At 39.5% G+C, this 13,002-nt stretch carries 13 protein-coding genes; 7 read left to right on the forward strand and 6 right to left on the reverse strand.

Going from position 1 to position 13,002, the window contains the following annotated elements:
- Positions 1-57: 57 nt before the first annotated feature.
- The 6 genes from ACWM35_RS13815 to ACWM35_RS13840 all read left to right on the forward strand — a co-directional run bounded on the left by ACWM35_RS13815 (position 58) and on the right by ACWM35_RS13840 (position 6,882).
- Entirely contained in the window at positions 58-1,497 is a 1,440-nt protein-coding gene (locus ACWM35_RS13815; protein WP_454819342.1) for a spore germination protein, read from the forward strand.
- On the forward strand, positions 1,494-2,591 hold the full coding sequence (locus ACWM35_RS13820) for a GerAB/ArcD/ProY family transporter (protein WP_454819344.1): 1,098 nt from the start codon (positions 1,494-1,496) through the stop codon (positions 2,589-2,591). Before ACWM35_RS13815 ends, ACWM35_RS13820 begins: the two co-directional genes overlap by 4 nt.
- The gene (locus ACWM35_RS13825; RefSeq protein WP_454819346.1) at positions 2,588-3,697 is read left to right on the forward strand and encodes a Ger(x)C family spore germination protein; all 1,110 of its coding nucleotides are present in this window, start codon (positions 2,588-2,590) and stop codon (positions 3,695-3,697) included. Before ACWM35_RS13820 ends, ACWM35_RS13825 begins: the two co-directional genes overlap by 4 nt.
- Positions 3,698-4,035: 338 nt before the next feature.
- Complete coding sequence (locus tag ACWM35_RS13830) at positions 4,036-4,866, forward strand: alpha/beta hydrolase (RefSeq protein ID WP_454819348.1); 831 nt, start codon at positions 4,036-4,038, stop codon at positions 4,864-4,866.
- A gap of 103 nt (positions 4,867-4,969) precedes the next feature.
- Entirely contained in the window at positions 4,970-6,154 is a 1,185-nt protein-coding gene (locus ACWM35_RS13835; protein ID WP_454819350.1) for an ATP-grasp domain-containing protein, read from the forward strand.
- On the forward strand, positions 6,145-6,882 hold the full coding sequence (locus ACWM35_RS13840) for an esterase family protein (protein WP_454819352.1): 738 nt from the start codon (positions 6,145-6,147) through the stop codon (positions 6,880-6,882). Before ACWM35_RS13835 ends, ACWM35_RS13840 begins: the two co-directional genes overlap by 10 nt.
- 159 nt (positions 6,883-7,041) lie before the next feature.
- On the opposite strand, the gene ACWM35_RS13845 is transcribed toward ACWM35_RS13840, so the two are convergent.
- The 3 genes from ACWM35_RS13845 to ACWM35_RS13855 all read right to left on the reverse strand — a co-directional run bounded on the left by ACWM35_RS13845 (position 7,042) and on the right by ACWM35_RS13855 (position 9,028).
- Positions 7,042-7,509 (reverse strand): CD3072 family TudS-related putative desulfidase, encoded by a 468-nt coding sequence (locus ACWM35_RS13845; RefSeq protein ID WP_454819354.1) that lies wholly within the window; start codon positions 7,507-7,509, stop codon positions 7,042-7,044.
- Complete coding sequence (locus tag ACWM35_RS13850) at positions 7,499-8,074, reverse strand: CD3073 family putative ECF transporter S component (protein ID WP_454819356.1); 576 nt, start codon at positions 8,072-8,074, stop codon at positions 7,499-7,501. Before ACWM35_RS13850 ends, ACWM35_RS13845 begins: the two co-directional genes overlap by 11 nt.
- 69 nt (positions 8,075-8,143) lie before the next feature.
- The gene (locus tag ACWM35_RS13855; protein ID WP_454819358.1) at positions 8,144-9,028 is read right to left on the reverse strand and encodes a selenium metabolism-associated LysR family transcriptional regulator; all 885 of its coding nucleotides are present in this window, start codon (positions 9,026-9,028) and stop codon (positions 8,144-8,146) included.
- 332 nt (positions 9,029-9,360) lie between these two features.
- On the opposite strand from ACWM35_RS13855, the gene ACWM35_RS13860 reads away from it, so the two are divergent.
- Positions 9,361-9,522, forward strand: a complete 162-nt coding sequence (locus ACWM35_RS13860; protein ID WP_454819487.1) for a hypothetical protein — start codon at positions 9,361-9,363, stop codon at positions 9,520-9,522.
- A 734-nt stretch (positions 9,523-10,256) separates the two neighbouring features.
- Here the strand turns inward: ACWM35_RS13860 and ACWM35_RS13865 are convergent.
- Genes ACWM35_RS13865 through ACWM35_RS13875 form a run of 3 tightly spaced genes read right to left on the reverse strand, consistent with a single transcriptional unit; the run spans position 10,257 to position 12,832 of the window.
- A complete protein-coding gene (locus tag ACWM35_RS13865; protein WP_454819360.1) occupies positions 10,257-11,042 on the reverse strand; it encodes an ABC transporter permease in 786 nt (261 codons plus the stop codon).
- Positions 11,043-11,045: 3 nt separating this feature from the next.
- Positions 11,046-11,837 (reverse strand): ABC transporter permease, encoded by a 792-nt coding sequence (locus ACWM35_RS13870; RefSeq protein ID WP_454819362.1) that lies wholly within the window; start codon positions 11,835-11,837, stop codon positions 11,046-11,048.
- Positions 11,834-12,832, reverse strand: coding sequence for an ABC transporter ATP-binding protein (locus ACWM35_RS13875; RefSeq protein WP_454819364.1), 999 nt, complete (start codon positions 12,830-12,832; stop codon positions 11,834-11,836). The genes ACWM35_RS13870 and ACWM35_RS13875 overlap by 4 nt, the downstream gene beginning before the upstream one ends.
- Between the last annotated feature and the right edge of the window lie 170 nt (positions 12,833-13,002).

The following is a 13,002-nucleotide window of genomic DNA, read 5'->3' on the forward strand; positions in this document are numbered from 1 at the left end:
AGAAATTGTGGGGAAAATATGTAAAACTTTCCGTTTTGGAGAAAAGAGGTACCTTTAATGAAAGCAGAGCGATCACTAGACAAAAACGAGAAGTCCCTGCAAGAAATGCTATTTAATAGCGCAGACTTCAAATCGAGCGATTTTGTGGCTGGCGACCGACATTTTCGGCTTTTTTATTTGGATACAATGATCGAGCCTGCTATGGTACAGGAACACATTATCCGCCCATTACTTAGTAACACAAACATTAACGTACGTGAGGCTGTGTCCATTTTAGAATATAGTGAGACAAATATTATGAAGGATGCATCGACAGCTCTCGTCGCGGGAAAGACGGTTGTTCAAATTGATGGTGAAGCGAAGTTCTATTTGCTAGGAACCGAGCTTAATAAGGAACGCTCAGTAAATATTCCGGTGAACGAACGGGTACTGCGCGGTTCCAACCAAGCGTTAATCGAAAACCTGGATACAAATCTCAATTTGTTGCGTAAACAAATCGCTTCACCCGATCTTGTTGTAAAATTCTATCAGGTTGGCAGCAGGTCTAATACAAAAGTTGCCGTAATTTACCTACGGTCTCTAGCCAAAGAAAATGTCCTAATGGAGTTTGATTGTAGGATTGACAGCATCGACATAGATTACGTCGAATCACCGGGGTTTATTCAAGAATTGATTGAAGATAAAAAGTTCTCTATGTTTCCCAAAATTCTAGTTACCGAAAGACCGGACAGAGTTAGATCTTACCTGATGGACGGGAAAATCGCAATTTTAACTGACGGTTCCCCAAATTGCCTGATCATGCCGGTTTCGTTCTGGGCTTTTTTCCAATCCCCCGACGATTACCAAGTCGGCTGGCTGATCGGGAGTGCCTTACGGTTTCTTCGGATCTCTTGCTTTATTATTGCAATCAGCCTGCCTGGCGTTTATGTGGCTCTTGTCACTTTCGATCCACGTATCCTTCCGTTCGAAATCGCACTAACGCTGCAAAGTTCTATGCAATACATTTCGTTGCCGCCAGTTCTCGAAGCCTTAACAATGCTGTTCATACTCGAAATTTTGCGAGAGGCAACCATCCGTCTCCCAAGCTCAATCGCCAATACAATCGGCGTGGTAGGAGGTATCGTTATCGGTACGGTGGTTGTCGAGTCTAACCTAATATCGAATATGATGGTTATCGTAGTGGCGTTTACTGGCATTGCTTCGTTTATTATTCCTACCTACGAAATGAGTACCTCGGCCCGATTTTTGACGTACCCGTTCATTGCCATGGCATCGATTTTCGGTCTGATCGGCTTGGAGCTTTCATTCCTCTTGGTCCTGACACATTTGGCCCGTATAAATACGATGGGCATACCGTACTTTTACTCGGGCATTAGCGGAGGGTCGATAAAGGATACATGGTTCAGAGGACCCATCAGGAGCTTGAAAAGACGTCCCGTGGAAAGCTTGGCTAAAGACGAAATAAGAATAAGTGCTCGAAGGGACAGGACTGAATGATACACTTAGAAAAAATCTCTATAAACCAACTTATTTGTCTTGTTATTCTGACCCAAGTTGGCGTTAGCGTTTTAACGATCCCATACGCACAATCCCGTTACTCAGGCTACGACTCGTGGCTATCGATATTGCTCGGGGGACTGTTCGCTCAATTGGTCATATTGATCATCTATCAACTCGGAAAGAGGAATCCCAATCGGCCGTTGCCTCAGTATATATCTACTATTGTTGGAAAGCCATTAGGAGCGGTAGTGAACTTCTTGTTTGCCGCGTATTGCGCACAATCTAGTCTTTTGGTTGCTATCTCGTATGCTGATGTCGTAAACCGCTGGGTGTTATTTGAGACTCCATGGTTTGTGTTAATTGGAGTATTTTTGACTATAGGAGCTTATATTGCTTCATCTACCCTCCGGTCAATCGCTACAATCACACAGATGATTATGCTTATGTTTCTGATTTGCTTTGTGATTGTATTGATAAGTGGAATGGGAAAAGGGGATTTCCGTCATTTTCTGCCAATCGGTACTCACGGGATCGGACAGATAATAAAGGGGACTGTACCAGCTTTTTGGTTGTTCGCGGGATATGAGCTTCTCCTGTACGTTTTCCCATTTGTAAAATCACGTAGGAAGAGGGATATCGTAATTGCCATGTCGGCTGCCAATGGATTTACGACCTTTTTTTACACGATGATAACAGTCATTGTTACTTATAATTTCAGTGAAAGTCAATTGAAGTCTATCCCTGAGCCGATGGTGTACATCCTCCGTAAATTCCGATGGCCAGTCGTACAAAGTCTCGATATTTTATTTATGACGATTTGGCTATCTATGGTAATGGTTACTATATATATTTATTTGTATTTGTCCGCCCGTTATCTGGCGTACATCAGAGGTAAGGAAATCCGAAACCATCCTCTGTTGGTAATGATTTTTGCCATCGTTTGCTTCGTAATCGGATTATGGGGCTCTGACCGTCAATGGCAGTCCCGATTTTCCGACTATCATAATATTGCTACCGCAATCATAATAGCCATTGTGCCGACACTTCTGCTTCTCATTTCTGTAGCTCGGGGAAAGGAGGCGGGTGGATGAAGAAGGCGGCAATTGGAATTTTGTCCTTAATGCTCTTGACAGGATGTTGGGATCGATTGCCGCTGCGCAATCTTCATTTGGTTGACATCGCCGGGTTGGACCTTGACGAGGAAAGTGGGGAGGTCTTACTCAATTTTATTGTAACCAAGCTCAAAAGTGCGGGACAAGGAGAAGGGGAGCCGAGTTCGGAGGTGACGGAGCTCAGAGGACCTAGTCTAATTGAAGCTGTCGGCCATGGAGAATATATCGATAAAGCCCCTTTCTTAGGAGTCAACACGAGAATCTATTTTATGAGCGAAAGGTTTAGTTCGCATGATCCTGTTTCAAAACTGGGTTTTTTACTTCACGCTCCCTATTCGTCGATTAACACCCCCGTAGTTGTAATCGATGGGAACATTTCAAAGCTTTTGAAAACTAAATTGGGAAATAATAAAGAGTTTACGAAAAATTTGAATGATTTTATTGTATCTATGGATAGGAACGAAATAATGCCTACTGTTTCCATGATGCGTTTTATTCTATCCCGGGAAGAACCATTGCAAGATCTCGCGTTGCCTGTATTGAAACCAATCAGTTCGGGAATGGAATTAAGCGGCGCTTTATTATTCCGTCAAGGTACGAATACAGGGGTGAATCTCAGCAAAGAACAAGTCCAGATGTCTATGCTATTGTTAGGAAAGGATAAAGGAAGGCAAAGATTTACTGGACAATTGTCGGAAACCGGGAAGGGGAGATACATTGATTACGGGTTTTCCGTCAAAAAAGGGAATTCAAAGATCACTGTACATCCTGAATCAAGTGGATTGCCGAAAGTTACGATAGGAGTCCGATTGCAAATTAATGTATTCGAACTAGGCAAGTCAATTCATTTGCTTAATTCAGATTACGTTAATCGAATGGAAAAAGAACTGAGTATACATCTGGAAGAAAAAGCAACTGCGACGATTGGGAATTTGCAAAAAGCGAATTGTGACATTCTCGGCATTGGCAAGGAAATTAAGGCATACCATTCAGATATTTGGAAGTCTTTAGATTGGCGAAAAGACTTTCCAAAAATGTCCATCGAACCGAATTTTGAAGTGCAAATCCTTAACTCGGACGGATAGTGAATATCATTACTAAAAGCATCAAACTTTGTTTAACAGGTTCGATGCTTTTTCTATCGCATCGTTCAGGAGTTAGTGAATAATGCAGTAAAACACTCACAAGTTAGTAAACTGCATTTTCATATTGAGACCCAAGGAGAACAGGTATTATTTAAAGAGTGTCAAATTGCATTTGAAATTGACACTCATTTTTTTAAAGGTGTATAGCAATTTGTGGCGAATTAATGTTTTGTGATAATTAACGTACCCATTAGCAATTCCCCAGTTTTTCTCAGGTATGTTATTGTGAATATTAAACCAATTCAGTATTTTTTTAGCCAAAGGGTGAGAATGGTAAAATGAATCAATCCTATTATTATTTAAGACTAGAATCACACCAATTACATATGTCTTATAAAAATGAAAATCGTCGTGTGCGGGTTTTATTGCCGGAAAATTACGATAAAGATGGTTCCACCTATTATCCAGTTGTCTATATGCATGACGGACAAAATGTTTTCTATAGTAGAGAATCGTTTAGCGGGTATTCATGGAAGGTTATTCCGGCCATTAAACAAAACCCCGATTTACCTAAGATGATTGTGGTTGGAATAGATAATGCTGGACATGATCGAGTTAATGAATATACGCCTTGGAAAATTACCGAAAGCCCACTTCCTGAAGATATAGAACTAGGAGGAAGAGGGGCAGAGTTTGCTGAGTTTGTCATGACAGTCGTCAAACCTTTTATCGATAAGCAGTACCGAACGAAATCGGATAAATATCATACAGCGATGATCGGAAGTTCACTTGGAGGAAATATTTCGGCTTTTATGGGGATTGAATATAAAGGTCAAATTGGTAGTTTAGGCATTTTTTCTTTAGCTAATTGGATTACTAGTAAAGCCTTTGATCGTTATATTGCCAGAAAAGAGTTGGATCCTGAACAACGCGTGTACATTCAAGTTGGGACACAGGAAGGCGATGATGCCGATCGACAATTGATGTATGGAAATATGAAGCAGGCCTATATCGATTGCTCGCTTAAGTATTATATACAACTGATAAAAGGCTCTGTTCCAATTGATAGCATTCGTTTAAATATTTTTGCGGATGAACAACACAATGAAAAAGCCTGGGCAAAACATTTGCCCGAATGCTTACGTTTCTTAAGTGAGAAGTGGTCTTGAAGAAAGAGCATGAGAGGAGTCTATTAAAATAGTTTTGTAAGTTTGGATGTTACTTAGTTGTGAAAATGATAAATTTATTGATTCTGAGAAGGGAGTTTTTTTGATGAATTATATTTTGATTTCACCCTATTATCCAGTGAATTTTCAGCCATTCGCTCGACGTTTAAAAGATGAAGGTGTCAACGTTTTAGGAATTGGCGAGGAGCCATATGAACAATTAGGTTCCGAATTACAAAACTCTTTAACAGAATATTTTCGTGTGAATAGTTTAGAAGATGTCGATGAAGTGAAACGTGCGGTTGCGTTTTTATTTTATAAACATGGTCCCATTGACCGGATTGAATCGAATAATGAATACTGGTTGGAACTGGATGCGCAGTTACGGGAACAGTTTAACGTCTACGGCACTAAGACGGATGACTTGAGAAAAGTAAAGTATAAATCTGAAATGAAGAAGCTGTTTAAAGAAGCAGCTGTACCTGTTGTGGAAGGAAGAGTTGTTCAAACCAAAAAGGATTTATCTCAAGCCGTTGAGGAGTTAGGACTGCCAGTTATCGCTAAACCAGATAATGGAGTGGGAACAGCTGCCACCTTTAAGTTGAGTTCAGAGGAAGATGTACGTCTTTTTGAAGAAGAATGGGGAGAAACACAAGTATACTTCTTAGAGCGATTTGTCGAAGGAGGCGTGCTTTGTACATTTGATGGATTAGTGGATCAGGAAGGAAATATTGTTTTCAAAACAAGCTTTACCTATAATGTTCCAACGCTGGAACTCGTTAATGGTCAGTTGGATATGGCTTATGTGATTCAAAAAGAAATCGATCCAAAGCTCGAAACGTATGGTAAAGCGATTGTGAGAGCTTTTGGCATGAAGGAACGCTTTTTCCATATTGAGTTTTTTAAATTAGGAAATGGAGATTATGTTGCACTTGAATACAATAACCGTTTGGCTGGAGGCTACACGATTGATATGTACAATTTTGCGTACTCCATTGATTTATTTGCTCACTATGCTTCTCTTGTGACAGGTGGAGAATGTAAGGAGTCACAAGCCGAAAATCAGTTTTGTGTCGGTATAACACAGCGTGATGCGTATGAGTATAAGCATGATAATGATGCTATTTATGAAAAATTTGGTGCCAGGGTGAAGTTTGCACAGCGAATGCCGGATGCGTTTGCGGCCCTCCAAGGTAATCAATTTTATGCAATCAATGCGGATTCTCAGGAGGAAGTCGATGAGATTATCTCATTTGTCCATGAGCGGAAGGAGGTCCTTCAATGCATATAGAACACTTACACCATTGGAGCGGCGAATTAGGACGTGAAATGCATTTGAATAGATATGGTCATAGTGGCATGCCAATCGTCGTTTTTCCTTCATCTGGTGGGACGCATACGGAATACTATGATTTTGGAATGATTGATGTATGTCATGAGTTTATTGAATCTGGACGGGTTCAGTTTTTTACAATGGCTAGTATTGATAGCGAAAGCTGGCTGCACGACTCAAAACCGGCACATGACCGTGCATTAGCGCATGAAGCCTATGACCGTTATGTGATTTCAGAAGCGATTCCATTTATAAAACATAAAACAGGTTGGTTTGAGCCCATGATGACAACGGGATGTAGTATGGGGGCCTATCATGCGTTGAACTTTTTCCTGAGACATCCGGATGTCTTCCAAACCACCGTTGCACTTAGCGGTATTTACGATGCACGATTCTTTTTTGGGGATTACGGAAACGACCCCCTTGTATACGAAAATTCACCGAGTGATTATATATGGAATCAAAATGACGGTTGGTTTATAGATCGATACCGTTCAGCAGATATCATTATTTGTACCGGGCGAGGTGATTGGGAACAGGATGGGCTGCCATCCTACTTCACATTAAAAAAAGCTTATGAAGAAAAACAAATTGAAGCATGGTTTGATGAGTGGGGCGAAGATGTTTCGCATGATTGGGTTTGGTGGCGCCATCAAATGCCTTATTATTTAGGGAAATTACTCTAGTATATAAATAAAGAAATGGCTCATTATTTTAAGTTGCCTACCTAACTGATGCTTTTACCATAACTTCTTAAAAAAATCTGTAAAACCTATTTCTAGGTCTTACAGATTTTTTTAATTCCCAGCCCCACGATACCTCTTTACCCCCGTCTTGATATTCCTCTATAAATGATGCAGTTCACTATTGAATTTTGGATTACTGCTATTTGGTAAGTACCAAAATGTATCTAAGGAGATTCCATTTTCAGCAAATAAGTCGGTCAACTCTTCCATGAATACACCCCGTCCACGCGAAGGGTCGCAAGAGGGGCTGCTTTGGATCCCTAGGACTCCAGCGAGTTCATAGCCATGTTTTACATACTCTTTAGTCTGATTAAGGACGGGAGAAAGTATCTCCCTGCAATGTTTCCGATATTCAGGGGTATTGTATTCTTGATAAGTCATTGGCGGCCGATTCAATCCTAAAAAAGTAAACTCTGGACAAGGAAGCTGGACAATACCAAATCCCTCTTTCATCGCCCATTCAGTAGCGGACAAAACAGCTCCTTCCGCTCGTGCCTCCTTTTCGATTACCATGTTCTGATTTAAGATACAATGAGATACAAGTAGGATTCGTTTTTTACGCTGCATTCTTTTTCCCCTTTGTCATAACCTTTGAGAAGGTTGGAATACGAACAATTAACATCATGACAAGAAGGCAGGTCACCGTTTTATCTACTAGGTTTCCAGTGATCCGGGAAATGAATGTAGAGGCGAAAACAGATTCACCAGAAGCTCTTAACCAGAGGACAACGAAATCCATTCCACTTCCATTCAAACCTCCATAAACCGCTACGGCAATGGGTGTTCCAATTAGAGGTGCTACAACAGATATTATTAATCCTGTTACAATCGCCACATACCATTTTTTAAAATCAAACTTTCTGGCCATAAATCCTACCACGAGGGCAATAGCCATATTGACCAGTCCAAAGAAAATGGCTGAAGCTCCAGCAGTAGCACCAAGCACTACATTTGTTAATCCGCCAGTTAACACTCCCCACCAAGGTCCAAACATGACCGAAATTAACACGGTTCCAATGGTATCAAGGAACAATAGGGGGATTTTTAGCCAAGAAACCACAGTACCTAATAGAACGTTTAAGGCAATCCCCATGGCAGAATACGTTAAAATCATTGTTTTATTTCTTGTCATCCCATTTCTCTCCTATTCCTGAATCGAAATTTTCGTTTAGTAAGTTGAAAATGTAAGTGTTTTTGGTGATCACCCCTTTAAAAATAGTTCCGTGAATTCTTTAATGATTGGTCGGTTTGCTGCTTCCTCAAGAATAGTAAGATAAAATCGCCTTTCGAAAGGTTCTTTCGTTTCGACCATTTTAATTCGTTTCGCTTTGGCTGCTGGTAATGCGGCAAGCTTTGATACTACGCTTATCCCTAAGCCGGTTTCAACCGCCGCAATGACTCCTTCCGTACTTCCTATAGATAGAGTGGTTTTTAAATCGTTCAAGGAAAGTCCGTGTATGGCCAAATATTCCTCCATTACTTTCCTCGTTCCAGATCCTTCTTCTCTTAAAACAAAGTCATATGACTTTATCTGGTTAAAATCTAATTGTGGAGTTTGTGATAAAGGGTGTTGATTAGGAGTGATCAACACCAATGAATCATTGGCAATCTGTTTACATGTAATTTTGTTTGATTGTGGATGATAACCGACAATTCCGACATCGATTTGGCGGTCAAGCAACTTGTTAAGGATATTTTGAGAATCACTTATATCAATTTTCACGTCGACCATCGGGTACAGGTTCCTGTATGTCATGATCCAGTTTGGTAATATGTACGTTCCAGGGATGGTGCTGGCACCAATGGTGAGCGTACCCGTCAATGTGTCTTTAAAATCATGGAGATCATCTTCCAACACTCTCCATCTTTGAAGTATATCTTTGGAAGCTTGATACACGAGCATACCGACAGAAGTAGGGTGGATTCCTGATTGTCCTCTATCAAGAAGTTCAAGGCCAAGGTCTTCTTCCAAACTTTTAATCTTTATGCTAACAGCAGGCTGAGAACTCTTTAAGGCTGCAGCTGCTTCAGAAAAACTTCTCTTATCGATGACAGAAATAAACGCTTCTAGTTTTTTTAAATTCATTTTATTAATCTCCGTTGATATATATTTTTTTTATAATTAATATATGATTTTTTTATATTTATACCAAAAAATAAATCACTTCTTTTCCCAGTGATTTATGAGTTAATTGTAATAAAATGAATTCCTTTTGTAAGTAAGATTAGTCACATAAATAAGGCGTGGTTAGCATTTTCCTAGTGCTGGTGAATTATCTGGGAAAAGAGTAAGTTGGCTTTCATTACTCATAAAAAAATAGAACAATTATAAAACAAATTGAAGGGGGGATTAATCTCCATTTGTCCAAGTAATACAGAATTAAAGCCTACTTAGGTTTAATTTCTTCGTTGGTAGGAGTGGACAATTACTCGGATTGGCCGGAAGAAATTCAATCATTGCCAAGACTCGGTCCGGATTTGAACATTGATTGGGACAAAATTGAAGAATTACAGCCTGACTTAATATTAGCCTCGCGCTCTGTACCTGGAATGGAATGGAACGAAAAATTGAAGAGGTAAAGAAATGAAACATCTCGTTTGTCATTGTCCCTAATCCTAAGACATTAAAGGAAGTAGGAGAATGAATATGATCGTTGGAGAAGCTAAGAATACTTCCGAAAGAGTAAACCAATTATATACAATCTGATCCTTGAAAAATATCAATCTTCATGTAGCAAGTGCAAAAGCTAATAAACCTTAATTGGGAATGGTGGGCAAAATCAATATTCACCCCTGGTGAAACCAATTGGTTAACAGAAATATGTAAACTTGCAGGGGATACCTATTTGTTGATTTAGCTCAACCAAGTGTTCATAAGGAAAGGAAGAAATGGTACAAAGAATTCCCGGATGTCATTTGCGTGGGGGTATAAAAAGAATAAGTTAATCCAAAAATTCCATTGAGTGGAACATTTATTCCGTTTCCACAGTCCACACACGTGGAGTGTGGAAACAGAATAAAATAATTATTAAGTGTAAAAATGAAATATCTAAAGTGGAATTTTTACAAAAACACTTCTTTAATAATACGAAACATTTCAAATCTTTTATCTCTCAAGTTTGTAAGTGTTTTTTGTAGGGGAAAAGAGTACCCCAATTCCACTCTTTTTTATAGAAGTAATAGGCACCTTGAAATTATTTGGTCATAAAAATATTTACATTTAATGAAAAAAATAAAGCAACATTTGTGCGTTTTTTCTTTAATAAAAAAATCTGTAAAACCTAATCTATTTTTAGGTTTTACAGATCGTTTTTTTAATTCCCAGCCCCACGATACCTCTTAACCCCTGCATTCCAAAGCAGAATCGCAATCCCGAAGAAAAGCATACCCATCACCGGAGTAAAGAAAGCATATCCATACCATTCATCCCGATTCAAAAAATAGGAAGCAGGATACACACCAACAAAGGCAAAAGGTAAAATCCACGTTAACACAAATTGAATCACCTTGTTGTAAATATTAACGGGATAGCGGCCGTAATTGCTGATATTATACATCATTGGCATGATATCGGTACGGCTGTCGGACCAAAATCCGATCGTTGCAATCGAAATAAAAATCCCGGCATAAATAAAAGCCCCGCCAATCACCATGACGATAAACATCAAAACATCATACCAAGCAAAGGTTAATCCTAGGTTTACACCGGCATAACCCATAATCACTAAGCCGGTAATGGCACCGAATAAAGATTCCAGCTCGATTCGTTCCAATATGATTTGGAAAAGGCTGTGAACCGGGCGAGTTAAAACACGGTCCATTTCCCCTTTGACAATGTAGCGGTCATTAAAGTCCCATATGTTGAAAAAGGACGTAAATAAGGCATAAGGAACAAGGAAAAATCCATAAATAAAAATGATTTCATCACGGTTCCAGCCGCCTAAAAATGCTGTATGGCGAAATACGATTAGGATGAAAACTAAATTGACCGCTTGAAACAAGAGATCAGAAAGGATTTCAATCACTGTATCCACACGATAAGTGAGCCTTGTTTTTAAATATTGAGAGGCATATTGAAAGAACAATGATAGATAAAACATTGGTCAGCCTCCTTGTACGATTAATTGTTTTTTTGCGAGCGACCATAACAAGCGGATTGGAATCAGTAAGATGACAACCCAGAATGCTTGTAGAAGCAAAGCGTTATAAATCTCCTGACCGACAAAGCCTTCTGTAAATATCATACTCGGAACATAGCTGATCGCCTGAAATGGCAAGTAGGACATCACGGTCTGTGCCCAGTCTGGATAAAAAGAAATAGGGAGAAGTAAACCTGAGAACAAATCGATGACAACACGTTTTGCTCGAATCAACCCTGAGTTATTGAATAAAAAGAAAGTCATAATACCCGTCAATAGATTGATATGCGTATTGACAATAAAACTAAAAACGAGCGAGACAAAGAAAAACATCCATGTTGTCAAACTAGCATCGAAGCGGACTGGAAAAATCAAGGATACGATGATCATTCCTGGTACTGAGAAAAACAATAAGCGAAAGATTCCTTCCCCAAGTGCTTGCATCGTTTTCATCCCTAAATAATTATACGGACGGATCATTTCAATTGCGACTTTACCTTCTTTGATTTCAGAGGCAATTTCACGATCAATATTGTTATAATAAAAAGCTCTTGCCATCCAGGAGACGGCCACATAGGTGGTCATTTGCGCAACGGACAATCCTTGAATCTCTTCTTTCCCGCCATAAATCGCCGACCATAAAAAATAGTAGGCTCCGATATTGATGCTATAAATTAAAATTCCGCTATAATAGTTAGTCCGATAGGCGAGCATCATTAAAAAACGAACACGAATCATTTCTATATACATACTCATGTGAGGGCCATTCCTTCTTCATAAATCTTTCGGACAATCTCTTCCGTCGAAACCTCATTAATTCGAACATTCTTAATCGGATTTCTTTGGATGACATCACTAATGATTTGAGATACCAGTTGTTCATCACCGTGGACATACCCAAGCCAAGTGGTCGCATCCTTTTGTTCCCATTGAATATTTTTGATACCAGGCAGACTGCTGCGAGAGACTTCTGACAAAAATTCAAATTCTATTTGTTTTCCTTCAACAGCATGCTCTTGTAGTTGATTCAGCTTACCATCATAGATGATTTTTCCTTCATCTAATAGCACCACTCGTTCACAAAGGGCTTCAATATCGGTTAAGTCATGTGTTGTCAATAGAATGGTTGTTTTATATTGCTCGTTAATTTCCTTTAGAAACTTACGAATTTTTAATTTTACTAATACATCTAATCCAATCGTTGGTTCGTCTAAAAAGAGGAGGGGAGGATTGTGTATAAGGGCAGCGGCTAATTCGCAGCGCATCCGTTGTCCAAGCGACAGCTTTCGTACCGGTTTATCTAATAATGGGCCGATTTCTAACGTTTCAATCACATGGCCCATATGACGGTTATAGTCCTCATCCGAAACGCGGTATACTTTTTTTAATAACCGGAAGGACTCTTGAACCGCAATATCCCACCATAGCTGGGAACGCTGCCCGAACACAACGCCAATGGTTCGCACGAATTCTTCCCGCTGTTTGTGGGGATTCATCCCATTTACCGTAATGGAACCAGATGTGGGTGTTAAAATTCCGGTTAACATTTTAATCGTCGTTGACTTACCGGCACCATTTTCGCCAATATAGCCAACCATTTCCCCTTGTTTAACGGTTAAGGAAATATTGTCAACAGCCGCATGGACTTTATAATTTCTCGTAAATAAATCGCGAAAAGCTCCAGCCAAACCGGGACGACTTGAATAGGAGTTAAATTCTTTCCGTAAATTTTCGACCTCAATGACATTCATTTTGTTGCCCCCTAAAGATATAAAAAACAGTTTTACCAATCTTAAATAATAACGTGAGAAGGTTATCCATGCAAGTATGGGTACTTGTTAACTATTTTGAACACCTAATGTATAGTTTCTAAAGAAATAAACTTAATAGACTGAATATGGCTGTAGTTATTGACTTAAAA

It is taken from the genome of Neobacillus sp. K501 (genome assembly GCF_053749995.1).